Source organism: Paenibacillus sp. G34 (assembly GCF_056856875.1).
In genome coordinates, this window is the sequence record NZ_CM166469.1 from 5,314,237 (window position 1) to 5,330,720 (window position 16,484).

Annotated in this window: 11 protein-coding genes and 1 riboswitch; of the genes, 6 read left to right on the forward strand and 5 right to left on the reverse strand. The window is 44.9% G+C overall.

The window, feature by feature from the left end; all coding sequences use genetic code 11:
* Positions 1-7: 7 nt before the first annotated feature.
* From AC1VYS_RS24255 to AC1VYS_RS24265, 3 genes are all read right to left on the reverse strand, one after another.
* Positions 8-1,042 carry a cytochrome d ubiquinol oxidase subunit II gene (locus tag AC1VYS_RS24255; RefSeq protein ID WP_482911801.1) on the reverse strand — a complete coding sequence of 345 codons (1,035 nt, stop codon included), beginning with the start codon at positions 1,040-1,042 and terminating at the stop codon, positions 8-10.
* Positions 1,039-2,385 carry a cytochrome ubiquinol oxidase subunit I gene (locus AC1VYS_RS24260; protein ID WP_482911802.1) on the reverse strand — a complete coding sequence of 449 codons (1,347 nt, stop codon included), beginning with the start codon at positions 2,383-2,385 and terminating at the stop codon, positions 1,039-1,041. The genes AC1VYS_RS24255 and AC1VYS_RS24260 overlap by 4 nt, the downstream gene beginning before the upstream one ends.
* Before the next feature lie 381 nt (positions 2,386-2,766).
* Complete coding sequence (locus AC1VYS_RS24265) at positions 2,767-5,604, reverse strand: ATP-binding protein (protein ID WP_482934422.1); 2,838 nt, start codon at positions 5,602-5,604, stop codon at positions 2,767-2,769.
* A gap of 350 nt (positions 5,605-5,954) precedes the next feature.
* Between AC1VYS_RS24265 and AC1VYS_RS24270 the strand changes: the two genes are divergently transcribed.
* The gene (locus AC1VYS_RS24270; protein WP_482911804.1) at positions 5,955-6,653 is read left to right on the forward strand and encodes a response regulator transcription factor; all 699 of its coding nucleotides are present in this window, start codon (positions 5,955-5,957) and stop codon (positions 6,651-6,653) included.
* A 78-nt stretch (positions 6,654-6,731) separates the two neighbouring features.
* Here the strand turns inward: AC1VYS_RS24270 and AC1VYS_RS24275 are convergent, their stop codons facing one another.
* Positions 6,732-7,148, reverse strand: coding sequence for a hypothetical protein (locus AC1VYS_RS24275; protein ID WP_482911805.1), 417 nt, complete (start codon positions 7,146-7,148; stop codon positions 6,732-6,734).
* Positions 7,149-7,420: 272 nt separating this feature from the next.
* Between AC1VYS_RS24275 and AC1VYS_RS24280 the strand changes: the two genes are divergently transcribed.
* The 5 genes from AC1VYS_RS24280 (at position 7,421) to AC1VYS_RS24300 (ending at position 14,992) form a co-directional block, all read left to right on the forward strand.
* Positions 7,421-8,563, forward strand: a complete 1,143-nt coding sequence (locus AC1VYS_RS24280; RefSeq protein ID WP_482911806.1) for a virulence factor — start codon at positions 7,421-7,423, stop codon at positions 8,561-8,563.
* Between the two features lie 170 nt (positions 8,564-8,733).
* Positions 8,734-8,952: riboswitch (Lysine riboswitch) on the forward strand.
* Positions 8,953-9,063: 111 nt separating this feature from the next.
* Entirely contained in the window at positions 9,064-10,554 is a 1,491-nt protein-coding gene (locus tag AC1VYS_RS24285; RefSeq protein WP_482911807.1) for an amino acid permease, read from the forward strand.
* Positions 10,555-10,785: 231 nt separating this feature from the next.
* Positions 10,786-11,721, forward strand: a complete 936-nt coding sequence (locus AC1VYS_RS24290; RefSeq protein ID WP_482911808.1) for a LytTR family transcriptional regulator DNA-binding domain-containing protein — start codon at positions 10,786-10,788, stop codon at positions 11,719-11,721.
* A 242-nt stretch (positions 11,722-11,963) separates the two neighbouring features.
* Complete coding sequence (locus AC1VYS_RS24295; protein WP_482911809.1) at positions 11,964-12,674, forward strand: ABC transporter permease; 711 nt, start codon at positions 11,964-11,966, stop codon at positions 12,672-12,674.
* 23 nt (positions 12,675-12,697) lie between these two features.
* Positions 12,698-14,992, forward strand: a complete 2,295-nt coding sequence (locus tag AC1VYS_RS24300) for a preprotein translocase subunit SecA (protein WP_482911810.1) — start codon at positions 12,698-12,700, stop codon at positions 14,990-14,992.
* Positions 14,993-15,166: 174 nt separating this feature from the next.
* Here the strand turns inward: AC1VYS_RS24300 and AC1VYS_RS24305 are convergent, their stop codons facing one another.
* Positions 15,167-16,294, reverse strand: a complete 1,128-nt coding sequence (locus AC1VYS_RS24305) for a transglutaminase domain-containing protein (protein WP_482911811.1) — start codon at positions 16,292-16,294, stop codon at positions 15,167-15,169.
* Positions 16,295-16,484: the final 190 nt, after the last annotated feature.

Here is a 16,484-nt window from a genome sequence, read left to right on the forward strand (position 1 = left end):
GGCGAAGTCACCCTTTCTTTTTCCCGGCGTTACCACGTACATAATTGGCATCAAACAGGAACAGCTTCATAATCAGTACCAGTGATGGAATGAGCACCAGCAGCCCAAGACTAAATGCGGTAATCAGCGCAATCCCCATCGTTCGGTTCGTAAAACTGTCGTAAATGTTGATGTACGGGTACAGAATATAGGGCAGATGCGAGCGACCATATCCGTACCAAGCAAAGGCAAACTGGAGCATCACCGCGATAAAACACCAGCCCAGGTATTTCTCCTTCCACACGAGCGACACTGCGATAACAAAACAGATAAAGGATGCGATAAACATCCACGACATGTCCACCATACGCTCAAAGTGAGCCGGATTTTGTTTATTGATTTGCAGAAAAGCAAGAAAACTCGCAAAAATCGTGGGTAAGCTCCACAGCAACGCATATTCCCGAAGTACGCCGAAGGCTGGCTCATCCCCGGCCCGTTTCGCATAATAGGACAGAAACATCGCAGAGATGTACAGTACACTCACCAGAGCGAGCAATACAACCGACCATGTGTAGGGATTTGTCAAAAATTCACGCCAGTGAAAGAACACCTTTTCGCCAACCTGTTCGATAATCCCGCCTTCGGATATTGCCAAAATGGTGGAGAACACTGCCGGGATCAGCAATCCCGTTGCGCCGTACAATGCCAGATAGATTTTGCTGTTTTTCCCGTGGTTGCCATAGGTGTTGTAGGCGTAATACACTCCCCGGATCGCCAGTAGCACAATCGCCAGCGAACCCGGAACAAGCAGGGCTGTGCCGTAATAGAATGCACTGTCGGGATAGAAGCCGACCAGCCCCACGACAAAGAAAATGAGAAACACATTCGTCACTTCCCACACTGGAGACAGGTAGCGTTGAATAATGTTATGAATTTTGTTTTCATGTCCGGTCAATATGCTGTAAAAGCTGAAAAAACCCGCGCCGAAATCAATCGACGCCACGATCAGATAACCGAACAGAAACGTCCACAATATCGCGATGCCCGCAATTTCAAAGCTCAATGCACGATGCCTCCTTCCAGTCCAAGCGAGTCCAGTTCCTTCTCCGCTTCCTTGTTACGGAACAACTTGCTGATTACGCGGATGCATGAGAAGCACAGCACCAGATACAGCAGGATAAACAATACTAACATCCAGCCGACTGAAGTGGACGTCGTTGCCGCCTCGGACACCTTCATATATCCACGCAAAATCCAGGGCTGTCTGCCAACCTCGGCAAACATCCAGCCCAGCTCAATGGCAATCATCGCTAGTGGGCCAAGAAACACGATGCCAAGCAGCAGCCATTTCGGATACGGTTTGCGTCCCGGCAACCAGCGACGCAGCACGTAGAGCACCGGAATCAGCAAGATGATGACTCCTGTTGTAACTTTCAGGTCGAACATGTAATGGATGGACAACGGCGGCCTGAGATCAGCAGGATATTCTTCCAGCCCCTTCACTTCTGTATCCGGTCGATTACCAGCCAGAATACTCAGTGCATAAGGAATTTCAATGGCATATTTGACCTCGTTGTTTTCATCCAGAATACCGCCATAGACTAGCGGCGCTTCCTTCATCGTTTTGAAATGCCACTCGGCGGCAGCCAGCTTCTCCGGCTGATATTTTGCCAAAAATTTACCGGAAGAGTCACCGATCATGACGGTGCTGATCGCAAACACAAGCGCAGAAACTGTTGTGAGCTTGAGCGCTTTTTTGTAATATACATGGTCCCGCCCGCGCAGCAGACTGAACGCCGCAATCCCCGCCAGTACACCCGCACTTAAGGTATAAGAGGAAGCAAGCACGTGGGATACTTTGGTTGGTGTCGCCGGGTTAAGCATCGCGGCAATGGGGTCAATATCCTTCATGATGCCGTTAATCAAGGTGAAACCTTGTGGCTGGTTCATGAAGGAGTTCACGGTTGTGATAAATATCGCGGAAGCGGATGAGCCAAGAGCTACCGGAATGAGCAACAACATGTGCGTGTATTTCTTTTTGAACCGATCCCAGGTGTATAGGTAAATTCCCAGAAAGATGGCTTCCACGAAAAAAGCAAATGTCTCCATAAATAGAGGCAACGCAATAGCTTGTCCGGCAACGCGCATAAACATCGGCCACAACAAGCTCAGCTGTAATCCGATGGATGTGCCTGTGACCACACCTACGGCTACCGTAATGACAAAACCTCTTGCCCACCGGCGAGCCAGCAGGGTGTAGTGAATGTCATTAGTGCGCAGCCCCCGCCACTCAGCTAAAGCAATCATGAGCGGAACACCTACACCAATCGAAGCAAAGATGATATGCACAAACAGGGTCAGACCGGTTAATATTCGGCTGAGCAGTACAGGGTCCAGAGATGACATGGGTACACTCCTCTTTCGACGTAATCGTTATCAATGGTTCACATATATCGTTATGGGTTATGTACGACAGTGGATTCGTTCAGCCAGAACGGGTCCTTAATAACTCATAATGCGGATGATGCTTTTGACGACGGCATACAACACGACCACAGCTGCCACCAGACAGACGATGATGAGTGTTTTTTCTTGTTTGCGAAACATATACGTGTTGTCCTCCTTCTGTACCGGATGCAAATTATGGCTCTATATACAGTGTGCAAAATTTCCTGTTTTTTTATCCCAGATGATAAAAAAACAAAAAAGCCTTTATCTCTCCGCACGGTCGCGTGCCAAAAGATAAAAGCTCACCTTACTATATGGTATTAACTTTCAGTTAGAAGACTAGAGGACAACGTCCTGTTTAGGCAGCCTGACTTTGAACGTACTGCCTTTCCCTGGAGCCGACATGAAGGTCAGACTTCCTTGATGATCCTCCACAATTTTGCGGGATATATATAAACCGAGGCCTGTGCCACCAATCTGACGATGATCGGAATTATCTACACGATAGAATTTGTTAAACAGCAGATCCTTCTCACTCTCGGCAATCCCTATACCGTAATCCCGTACATCAATGCATAGAGCTCCCTCTTCTTCCCATAATGTGACATCGATTCGTTCTGCTCCCGGAGAGTACTTTACCGCATTGCCTATCAGATTATGCAGTACTTGAACCATTCGGTTCTGATCCGCATAAGCAAAGAGATCACCATTAAAGACATGCACATAGATTCGCTGAGAAGACTTCATGTTCCACTGCTCTGCTACACCTTCAACAAGGTCCACGAGAGGAACGTAGGTCATATGATAAGTCATGCCTTCATTATCGAGACGTTGGATATCAAGCACATCATCCAGCAAGCTACTCAGACGTTTGCCTTCAGAAGCAATAGTCTCCATGAACTCTTTACGTTGGGATGCCGGAAGGTCATACATTAACATCAGTTCAACATATCCCATGATGGTAGCCACAGGTGTCCGAAGTTCATGAGAAACAACGCTGATCAACTCATTTTTCATTCGGTTCAGCCGCTCTTCACCCGTTAAGTCACGAAATACGAGCAGGAATCCATGATTTTTCCCCGGCACGTCCATCTGTTTCATATACAACGAAAATACACTTTGCTCCACATTGTCAAAACAGAAATTGGTTTCGATGAATGCTTGTTCTCCATCCAGAAATGCTCTTGTCTGTTCTGTCAGATTGAAGTTGTCCGTCTGCACCATTGAATCGATGGCTTGAGCCAAGTCAGTTATGGACTCTCCTAGGAAGTTACCTAGTCCGAACATCTCTTCTATTCGGCGATTCACAATCGTGATCGTACCTGAACGGTCAGACATGACAAGCCCTTCGCGAACCGATTCAATGAATTGTTCACTGATGTCGCGCTGTTCCTGAATCGCTGCCTTCTCTTGAAACAGCTCCAGGTTAAGGTGCTCCAACACAAGGGCATGACGCACCCGATCTTCTTCAGCACGAGTCCGTTCTGTAATATCTTTGATGAACAGATTGTACAACGTCTCGTTTTTACCCAATTGAATCTCTACAATTCTATACTCAATCGGAAAAACGGAGCCATCGTTCCGAACACCTAATATTTCATCAACCGTGATATACCTTTTGCCTTCAACATACTCATATTGTTCTAACATCAACTTAATTTCCTGAAAACTAATCCCTTGGAAAAGAGAGGAGGCTTCCTTCTGCAATAAAACCTCTTCCCGCCCCAATCCAAACATCCTTTCGGCCTCGGGGTTAAACTCAATGATCAACCCTTGACAATCAACGGAGATAATGGCGTCAATCGAAGATTCGATAATGGCACGTTTAATGCCTTCGCTGTTCTTCAGTTCCTTTGTACGAGCAATGACCCTGTCCTCCAGAGTTAACTTATCGAGTCGAATCTGTTCGAATTGTTCGAGTAACACATCCGCCATTTTGCGTAAGTTTCCAATAAGGATCTGCACTTCGGTCACATGACTGCTCGGCCAATCCATATTTCCATTACGAAACAGGAGACGAGGAAGAGAACCTGTTAACCGGGTCAAACGAAGTAAGGGGCTCACCACTTTGCTGCTCAAAGGAGCTGCCACAATCATGGATGAAACGATAATAAGAAATAAAGCTTGCAAAGTAGTCAGATAGATCTTCTCAATTTGCGTGTAATACTGGGACGAATTCGTCTCAATAAACACCTGATAAGGGGTATTATTCATTTCCTCAGCCTCATAGATAAAAAAAGCTTGCCGCCAATGATCCAATATATCGCTGTAATGAGCTTTTTCTGAAATTAAAAGAATTGGGCCGCTCCTTGATGTTAGCACCTGAAAACTTTCCAGGTTTATGAATTCTCCTGGTTGACATTCGGGGCTTCCAGAAACGACAACAGTCCCACGCTGATCTAGTAAAATTACATTCATACCCAGCAAGTGGTGGTAACGCTCCACATTTTCTGCAAGGTTATCCGGTGTTACATACTGTCCATCTAAGTCCTGAACAACAGCATTCGCTGCATGTCTCATATCTCGTAAGATGGATTCGTTCATCTGGCTTAATTGTCTCCGACTATCCACTGACAACAGGACAAGAGATACAAACACAACAAAAGCAACTACATATTTAAATGCGATTCTGGCTAAGGGAATCGTGCCTGCTCGTTTCGCCTGATGTTCCCCCAGCGTGATCCAAAAATCAACCACAATGCCTGCAATCAGGGCGTTGACCATGCTCACGACAGCCATGTACATATATTCATATTTGGTCACTTCAACGCTCAGACCTAATACGTAATATCCGTAACCGATTACAGGAAGCAACATTGAAACCCAGAACACAGCGTTAGCTTTGATCAGACTTCCTTTTTTATAGTACCTCTGCCAGCCTATCATCCAGACCAGCTCTATAACATGTCCTGCCATGACATACAGGTTATGTGTGTCCAGTCCAACGATCAGGATTTTGAACAGATAGATTAACGTCAGTGTCACAAAACCGTAGATTCCTCCGTATAAACGAAGGGCAATCAGTGCTGCGGCACTGCTGATTATAAATTGCACCCCATAGAACAATGTAAATGGAAAAATGGCACTTATTGTGCCAAGAATGACTAGAAGACATGTTCCAACCCAAGGCCTTCTCAATTGCAGTACAACTCGATCCAACAGGTTCTTTGCTCCCATTATCCCATTCATAGGCTTCTGTCCTCACCCTTGGTTCGTTGTATTCCTGCCCGTTCTGGTCTCTCAAACAACATCCGTTCCCCCTAATAGCTGGCGATAACTTTCAACCTTTTCCCCCTTAAATTGCTCTGATCCATTATACTGTAATTAACATTCATTGTACGTATGGGAAAAATTATGATTCGGCAAAAAAATTAAACTCATGATAAACTACATTATTAAGTAAAGTCATTTTGCAAGTTGGTGCCACTTCCTATATTCTGGAATAGAAACATTAAATTTTTTGCAGTATTTTTAATCAATTTCTCGTATTTTCTTAACAAATCCTTGTCCATCAGGAGTGTGAAGCTATGTCAATCAAAGTACTTCTTATAGAAGATGAAAAGAATCTAGCGGACATGATCGCTTTTTTTCTTGAGGAGGAAGGATACATAACAGAGCGGGTTCATCATGCTCGTGAAGCACTTCATTTATTCCCCCAATTTCAGCCTGATATTGTTGTGACCGACCTGATGTTGCCCGAAATTGACGGTAACGAACTTGTTGATGCTTTTCGGCAAAATTCTACGGTTCCTGTACTGATGATATCCGCAAGCACCATGCTGAATGATCGACTTCGTGCCTTACATAACGGTGCTGATGATTTCCTATGCAAGCCGTTTAGTCTGAAGGAACTGGACGCCAGAATAAAAGCGCTGTTACGCCGGTCGATTATTACATATCAGGACAAACCGGTTAAAGATAATCCGACAGCTGAAGTGACGGGTCATATTAATGTGAACGAATACAGAAGAACGCTATTTGTAGATGGTATTGAAATCGATGTAACCCATATAGAATTCGAGATTATGAAGGAATTGTATCGCAATCCGGGCAAAGTGTTTACCCGAAATGAACTGATGGATCGAATCAAAGGCTCGGAACGTGCCTACCTTGATCGAACCATCGACGTACATATCTCTAGTCTTCGCAAAAAAATAGAGCCCGACCCCAAAAATCCCCGTTATATTAAAACGGTATGGGGTACAGGCTATAAATATATGGTCTAGTGGTCTTCGTTAAAGACGTCATAAAACATAAATTGACAAGTAGTATAAACACTGTGCAAGTACCATGCTTCTTTCGTTTTACCTGATGTGTAGAGCGGAAGGCATGGTTATTGGTGTTTCATACCCAAAAGTTTGCAGCCATTTCTCAATCCCGGTAACCAATTGATCGGGGTCTTGTTCATTCCATAACATCAATTTCATAACACCAATACCTGTAATTTGCTGCAAATGACGCTTACGAACCAAGGATGTAAAATCCGTAATGACCAGTAGAGGCACATCCGGTACAAACGCACGAATGGCTTTCGCCGCGGATATTGCCTGTTCGGCGTTCCTGTAATCCACAATGCAAAAACGAGAATTCTCCCAATCCCCTCTTCCTGTTCCCTTTACTGAATCTGATGGCGCAGAAGCAATCCAATCCTCAAACAATAGTTTGATTTTCTCAAAGTTAATACAACGCTCTCCATCCGTTAGCACAGTAACAGGCTCCATAGGTATAACCTCCAATAGCTTCTTACCTATATTATGTCAGCTTTCATTTAAAAATGTTTGTGCACGAACATGAAAGAAGTGTTAACAATCTTCGTACTTCTTCACAAACCTACGCCGATGCTTCTTCACCGCATGTAATTTCGCAGTTTTCTTGATTTCATGTAGAATAGAGGTATCCGTTAAAATAGAGGTGTCCGCTAAATTAAAGATACCTGTGTGATTTATTTTACGGGAGGTTATGTATCAATCTGGTATTATAGGAGGTTTCACCCATGAATATCGTTTCTATTGAACCAACACCAAGTCCAAATACGATGATGCTACATCTCGACGAACGTCTGGAAGACGGGATTCGCAGAACTTATACACTGGACAACGAACGTTCAGCCCCGGCGTTTATTCGCCAGATGCTTCACATTCCAGGCGTAAAAAGTGTGTTCCATACAACTGACTTCGTTGCACTGGATCGTAAAGGCAATGCAGATTGGTCTGTTATTCTTGGTGAAGTACAGAGCCGCCTTGGTCAGGAAGGTGTGAGTCTGGACTGGATTGACTCCGAGGATGCTTCAGGCGAGCATTTTGGAGAGGCACAAGTTTTTGTACAGTTTTTCCGGGGAGTGCCGATGCAAATTCGTGTCAAAGCCGGAACGAAAGAAGAACGAATCTCACTGTCAGACCGTTTCGTCAAAGCGGTTACGGAGGTTGCGAGCGCCACGCTAATCAAAGAGCGGAAGTTGAGCGATTATGGGGTACGTTACGGAGAGCTGCCAGATATTGCGCGTGAAGTTGAACAGGAACTGGAAGCAGCCTACCCACCCGAACGACTGGAGCAAGTCATTCAGCAAGCTATTGCACATGGTACCAATACGGAAGAATTCGTTGAACACCGGCGCGCACTGGATGGAGCCGAACTTCAGGAAGCCCTTCAGAGCGAAGACTGGAATGTGCGCTACGCTGCACTGGATGGTATGGAGCCCACAGAAGAACGATTGCCATTGGTAGCCCAGGCACTACGTGACAGCAAAATGCAAATTCGCCGTTTGGCTGTTGTTTATCTGGGGGATATTCGTACAGCCGAGGCAATGGAACTTCTGTACGAAGCACTTCGGGACAGTTCTGCTGCTGTGCGGCGCACTGCCGGGGATACGTTATCAGATATTGGTGACCCTGCTGCCACACCGGCCATGACTGAAACGTTAACGGACAAAAGTAAACTTGTACGCTGGCGCGCGGCCCGCTTTCTGTATGAGGTCGGAACCGAAGAAGCCGAGCAAGCTTTACGTATCGCCGCGGAAGATCCTGAATTTGAAGTAAGCTTGCAGGCCAAAATGGCGCTGGAACGCATCGAATCTGGTGAACAAGCTGCCGGAACCGTGTGGCAACAGATGGCGGGACGGAATAAAAAGCAGGATTAATCTGTTCTATCGAATGCGCTTTACGGGGCCGTTAGAGTAAACTCCAACATTTGTTATTGCACTGTAAAAAGATGAGCGGTATACTTGTTGTCTGTTTGATTAACAGGTTATACGCTGCTCGAAGCGTGATTTCTAATTTCATAAACAATAGATACACCTCATCCATGACATGGTGAGGTAGAGGTCGCGGGTGCGATCAGTAAGCTGAAGAAGGCGCTAGGAGCCGCTGTTGAGATCAGCCGAAAGGAGTACCCGCCGAAGCTCGCTGGACGTTCCTTCATCGGTCCGGTGAGCTGGGGCTGTAGCCGAAAGGTGCAGAACTGTCACAGCAAGCATGCATATCTTTTCTAAAAAAGGTATGACTTCTTCTGTGTTGAGCTATCTTAATCATCTAGACATGGTGCGGACATAGATATCAAGACCGCTGGCTCATGCCTGTGGTCTTTTTTTGTTTATGAAGCCATGATTTGCATCAGCATTACAAATGAAGGAGTGTTTCCATGCAAGACCGCAGCAACCAATCACCAACAACTACAACCGGACCTACCCTGAAAAAAGGTTTGCGTGCACGTCACATGACTATGATCGCCTTGGGCGGCTCCATTGGAACCGGGCTGTTTCTGGCAAGTGGTACAGCCATCTCCACTGCCGGCCCCGGCGGTGCATTAATTGCCTACGCGGCTGTGGGCATTATGGTTTATTTCCTGATGACCAGCTTGGGTGAACTCGCAACTTTTATGCCGGACTCCGGTTCTTTTAATACGTATGCGGCACGTTTCGTTGATCCCGCTCTGGGCTTCGCCATGGGCTGGAACTTCTGGTACAACTGGGCGGTGACGATTGCCGCCGAACTCGCTGCTGCTACAGTACTTATCAAATACTGGTTCCCGGAAAGCTCCTCCATGTTATGGAGTTTACTGTTTCTGGTACTGATTTTTGCTTTGAATATCCTATCTGTCAAAGGGTATGGAGAATCGGAATATTGGTTTGCTATTATCAAAGTGGCTACCGTTATCATCTTCCTGAGCGTCGGCGTGCTGATGATTTTTGGTATTCTGGGCGGTGAAGCTGTTGGCTTCAGCAACTTTACCATCGGGGATGCACCATTTCACGGCGGATTCTTCACTGTACTAGGCGTGTTTATGGCTGCGGGTTTCTCCTTCCAGGGTACGGAACTGATCGGTGTCGCCGCTGGCGAAAGTGAGAACCCACGCGAAAACGTGCCACGTGCCATTCGTCAGGTCTTCTGGCGCATTCTGATCTTTTACATTTTGGCCATCACCGTCATCAGTTTGATTATTCCGTACACTCACCCGAATCTGCTCAAAGATGATCTGGAGAACATCGGGGTTAGTCCGTTTACACTGGTCTTTGAGAAAGCAGGACTTGCGATTGCAGCTTCTGTCATGAATGCCGTCATCCTGACTTCCGTGCTCTCAGCAGGCAACTCCGGTATGTACGCTTCGAGCCGTGTGCTCTATGCACTTTCCCGGGATGGCAAAGCTCCACGTTTCCTTGGCAAGCTGAATAAACGCGGCATTCCGATGAATGCCCTGCTTGTCACAACCGCTGTGGGCATGCTTGCATTTCTGGCTTCCCTCTTCGGTGACGGAATTGTGTATACATGGCTGTTGAATGCATCCGGCATGTGTGGATTTATTACTTGGCTTGGTATTGCAATTAGCCATTACCGATTCCGGCGAGCCTATGTTGCACAAGGTCGCGATCTAAGAGATCTGCCTTACCGTGCGCGGTGGTTCCCGTTTGGTCCAATCTTTGCCTTTGTGCTGTGTATTATCGTTATTCTGGGACAGAACTATCAGGCGTTCTTAGGCGATCAGATCGACTGGAGCGGAGTGCTTGTCGCTTATCTAAGTGTGCCGCTGTTCCTCATTCTATGGCTTGGTTACAAATGGATCAAAAAGACCAAAGTTGTCCCGCTGCAGGAATGTGACTTTACACCTGCTGAACTGCCAGGTAGCAAGGAGTAGGCTTTACCATGTACACTCATCCCCTGTTCTACAGAGAGAAAACCTCTTCTTAGAACTGGGGATTTTCTATTTTTATAAAGGTATGTAAGTGCACCAACTCCATTTCATAAGAGCCTTATGTTCCTCTGCAATAGTTAAATTTATGTTTTAATGGAAGATGACAAAGGATTATGCCAACATTATAATAATGTGATTGTTTCATATATTCAAAAGCAGTGTTAGGAGGCTCACATGCAATTTCAAACTGTGTATCACGAAGGAGAATCATTTCTACCCGAGTTCGAATTGAACATGACATATGACCAAGTGTTTGGCATTATAACCGACCTGAAGCGAAAGCAGATTTTAATTAATCAACTGCAGGATCGTTCACTATATTATATTTTTCGCGCACAACAAAACGAATATTTACACTTAACAGTAGAGGAACTAATCACATTTCTAATCAACATAAGCGAGCATCATGAGCTTACCACTTCCCTGTTGGGCTATTTTGAATTAAAGGAAGAGCGAAAGGTAAGAATCAAAAATCTAACTCCCTCGAAAAGGATGTATGTGACTCTATTGCGTACCTACTTTGCCCATCAGCCTACACTCGTATTAGAGGAGCCCTTTTTTTTCTTGGAAGAACAGGAACGTCGTCAGTTTAAACGTATTATCGATGACCTTTCAAAAGAAAAGCAGATTCTAGTTATTACTTCCAATTTTGAAGACGCCCTTATATCATGCAATGTCATTTATCGATTAAATAAGCTTGGATTTCAGCAAATGGACATTCAGGATTCAGAAGAGGATAAACCAGAAGTGAAGGACCCCGATTTAGTTAATATCACCTTGCAAAAGATTTATACAAAAAGGAATAACAAAGTCATTTTATTCAATCCCCCTGAAATTGATTTTATCGAAAGTATAGAGGGTTCCGTTCTTGTTCATGTAGATGGTGAAAATTATGACTGTGCCTTAACGCTAACTGAGCTTGAGCAGCGACTCGCGAATTTCGGCTTTTTCAGATGCCATCGATCCTACATAGTTAATCTGCAAAAAATAAGAGAGATCATTACATGGTCGAAAAATAGTTATAGTCTTCGATTACATACAGGCAAAGATACGGTTGTCCCATTGTCTCGAACGAAATTGCAGGATTTAAAATCACTTCTTAACCTCTGATGTTGCACCTATAACGACTCAGTCAATCACTTCTGGGTACAATTCAGCACAAAACAGCTACATTTCAGGGAATTCGAATAGCTGGGATCAGCTAATCTCTATATAGTTAAGCCATAAACGCTAAGGAAGTGGTGTGAATGACAGTTATACGTGTTGAACATATCGGGATTAATTAATCGTATAGAAACAAAAGAGCCCAGCCTGAGCGATATTTTCATCAAAATGACTGGAAGTGAGCTATTATGAATATCTCATTGAAACGTGTACGTGCAATATTTGTGAAAGATTATAAGGAGTTCACACGAAATTATGGTCTCTCCATCATGTTATTCGTTCCCATTGTTTTTGCTATTATTTTTCGAGGTGCAGGTCCAAATTTGCATGGAGCGATCGGTTTTCTTCTCAATCTTTCGTTTGTTCTTCTCACATGCTTTGCACAGGCTTGTTTGTTCGCAGAAGAAAAGGAACGCAGCACATTACGCTCATTAATGATGACGCCAGCAACAACCTTAGATGTATTAATCGGTAAAAGTGCGCTTGTTTTTGTACTGTCCACTATTGCTTTGAGTATTTCTATCATTATATTGGGGTATAAACCACCCAGCCTGTGGGCGTTTGCGGCAGCAACCCTTTTTTCGATTATTCTGTACACATCACTCGGAACAATCTGTGGTTTATACTCCAGAACGCTGGTGGGTGCCTCCTTTTCTATACTACCTGTCTCCATACTCTTTTCCGGGGCGCCATGGGGAGCCGTATTTGAGAAGGATTATCCCATTCTCAAAATACTGAATTATATGCCAAGCAGCCAGCTTGTACATCTACTGAATGTGCCCCATACAGGCTTTACGACGGAAGATCTGACAAAACCGCTTTTCTTTATTATGTCATGGACGGTTGTAGTAACGGTTATCTCTGTAGTGCTATATCAACGGCGATTAAAGGATGAATAGAAATAAGGAGGTGTATCAATCTCATGCCACTACATACTGTCATCAAATTCATTCAGAAATTCAGGAAGCGTGAAGAGCAGCTAAGATTGAAAAGCTACCGAGACAAAGCCCTTCTTGTCAGACAACAGCAAAAGGAAATGCATGCGTGGAACGATAGACAACTACAAGCAGAATCTCTCCGGCTGAAAAAGGAAGTACAAGCGGGCAGGCCAATGGACGAGCTGCTTGTTGATGCATATGCAATGGTTTGTGAGGCAGCGAGTAGAACCCTTGGATTACAACCTTATGATGTTCAAATTATGGCTGCCTTCGCTCTACACGAGGGATTCCTGATCGAGCAACATACTGGAGAAGGGAAAACTCTCTCAGCTGTCATGCCTGCTTATCTGCATGCATTGACCGGCGAAGGTGTTCATGTACTGACATTTAACGATTATTTGGCCAATCGTGATGCACTTTGGATGGAACCGATCTATTCCATGCTTGGATTGACGGTTGCTTCCGTTAAAGCCGGCATGAGTATGACACAGAAACGGGAAGCGTACGCTGCGGATATCACCTACGTTACAGCCAAAGAAGCTGGATTTGATTATCTTCGGGACACCATCGCATTGGTCGAAGCCAATACCGTACATCGTCCCTTCCACTCCGTTATCGTTGACGAAGCAGATTCATTGCTACTTGACGAAGCACGTGTGCCTCTAGTTATCGCTGGTGAGCCAGATGCCACTGACGGTGAAAGGAATTCACTAGTAGCAGTGGTCAGGGAACTGCATGAAAATGAGCATTATGACTTTGATGAATTTAAACGGAATGTTTATCTAAATGAAGCTGGTTCAGCTAAAGTGGAATTGTTACTTGGTTGCGGCAACTTGTATGAAGAATCGAATAGCCATTTGTTGATGTCATTGAACTGCGCGTTGCATGCGGCACTATTACTGAAAAGAGACATCGACTATATCGTTCATGATGGAGAAATCAAGCTAATCGACGAGTATACCGGACGTGTTGCGGAGAACAGGCATTTGCCAGAGGGGCTGCAGACCGCGCTATACGCCAAAGAGGAACTGCCTGTAAAAACGGGAGGAAAGGTCCTCGGCACAATCACACTTCAACATTTCCTTAGTCTTTATCCAAAAATTTGTGGAATGACAGCTACCGCGCAGGCTTCAGCATTTGAATTTAAAAACATTTATAATCTGCAGGTTGTAAACATCCCGCCGAATCGAACAAACATACGAATCGATCATCCGCATCGCATATTTACTCATAAAGAAGCCAAATTTAATGCTCTCATCCAAGAAGTAATATCTACCCACTCCACGGGACGTCCAATACTCATTGGTACATCAAGTGTAGAAGAATCTGTTATTCTGGCTGAATCGCTGGCAGATGCCCAGGTACCTTGCCATGTTCTGAACGCAAAGAATGATGCTGAAGAGGCTGAGATTATTGCCAAAGCGGGAGTAATCGGTGCAGTAACGGTGTCTACGAATATGGCGGGACGAGGCATCGATATTCAGCTTGGTGGCGGTAAGTCCGAACAGGGTGAAGCCGTAGCCAAACTGGGCGGTTTGTACGTGATTGGCACGAATATGAACCAAAACGTACGGATCGACAACCAACTGCGCGGACGAGCCGGCCGCCAAGGTGACCCCGGAGCTTCTGTTTTTTTCTTAAGTTTGCAAGATGAGATGTTACTTCAATTTGGTTCCGATCTCATGAAGAGTAGCCTTAAGCAGGATGAACCTCTTGAAGATCCGGGACTCTGTGAAAAAATAGACCTAATTCAGCGTAGAATTATGAGCCAAAACTTCCATCTCCAACAGGAACTGAACAGTTACTCCGATATCATCGAGGTTCAGAGACGCCATTTGTATGAGGAAAGGCTCAAAATCCTGAAGCGGGTACTGCCAATGAGCCCTTCGGAGCAGCGGGTGAGACTTTTTTATATGGATCAGCTTTGGGCTGATCATTTGGCCTATGCATCCTTCATCCGTGAAAGCATTCATCTAACAGGTCTTGCTGAAAAAAATCCGATTGATGAATTCCATCATCAAATTATTCTAGCTTACGAGCAGATCCCCTCTGAAATAGATAAGAAGTCTGCAGATATGTTATCCCAAATAGGAGGGTCCAATAATCCCGCAATATGGGAGAAGTTTGGACTAAACACCCCTCCTTCAACTTGGACATACATTATCAATGATCAATATCAGCAATATTGGTTGAATCCTGGTTCATGGACACCTGCCACAATCATAGCCTATTGGTTACATAAGATTTTGAGGCCGGTGTTTGGGTGGGGAAAATTTTGATACAGCATAGAGACTAGACGGACGTGTTCTTAGCATTAAATTGTAAACACCACAAAGAGCGCCCCTCACAAGGAGCGCTCTATCATGGATAGCACGTTGCTATTCATGTACTTTATTCGCTGTATACGAACTGAATCTTGAACCTGAACCTGTCCCTGTTCCTGCTCCTGCTCCTTACAAAGTCCAATTAATTTTGACACGCAGGTCTGATGTACCTTCCATCTTGGAGACAAAATAAGAGATCGATTTCATTCCAAGCTGGTACAGATCCTGCAAATCTTCGATCAAACTGCTCTCCGTCCCTTTGTACCTGAACGTAAGCGAAGTGCCGCCCTCTTTCAGTACACTCTGTACTTTGGTTTTGAGCACTGCCCGTTCCTTGACTGCATCCTGTTCATTGTATAAGGAGTACTCCAGAGCACGGTAGAGCTTCTCATAAATCTCCTGATTGTTCCCATCCGACTTCACCAGTTTAAGCAGAGCGTCTCGGTAAGGCGCATAAGCTGCAGGATATTTGTTTTTGCCTGTCCAGACATGATCACGCGCCATCTCTTTATCGCTAAGCAGGTAATAATTATGGCTAACCACACCTTTGCGATCAGGCGTTGGATCATCCCATGTTGTATCGAGATGATACCATTTGCCATCCAGTTTCACCAGATTCCAGGCATGGAGTTGCCCGCCTGCCTTACCTTCAACGATGCGATTTTCAATCCCAACGCGCTCCAGCATGCGGTAAGTAAGCAAGGAGTATCCTTGACATACGGTACTGCCTGTAGCAAGTCCATCGTAAGCCGTATATTTTTGTAGTGACGTATCATAAGCAAGATTCAGTACAATCCAGTCATGAATCACTTTAACCTTCTCATGGCTTGTCATACCAGGTTTAATGATTTCTTTAAGCACATTAGCTACTTTCCGATTCACATAATCCGTCTGTGCCTTCGTCTCCCGGTAAGTAAGGGTTACATCCACCTCGGCTGACGTGTTTGATCCTTTATAGTTGAACGCATAACTTTTCACTGTATATTGGATGTAGGGGTCGCTCTTCATTGCCTCGTCGATGGAGGTCTGCAGCTGTTTCTTGAGGCCCTTTACATTCCCCTTATAGGTAAACACCACTTTCTCTGTACGTTGTGACATCGCATTCAACAGTGTCTGACGTAAATCCGTCGCTGTTGATAGTTCTGAGGTTCCTGATGCCGCATACAATTGATCCAGATCAACCGTACGCGGCAGCCAAGCCGCAACCAGACAGCCTGCCAGCAACATGGTGATCACTCGTTTACCGTTCTTACCCATGAAAGGACCCCACCCTTCTTCGTAACATTCTCATGCCCTATTGTATCATAAAAGGTCTTGCATTCAGTGTTCTATATAAGTTGAATTAAAAATTTTACACAGTCCACTCCGAGGACAGAACGTGTAAAAGAATAATTCAACTTATATCTTTCCAATCTTAGTGGAATCAAGTTAAAAAGGGACCTTCTCG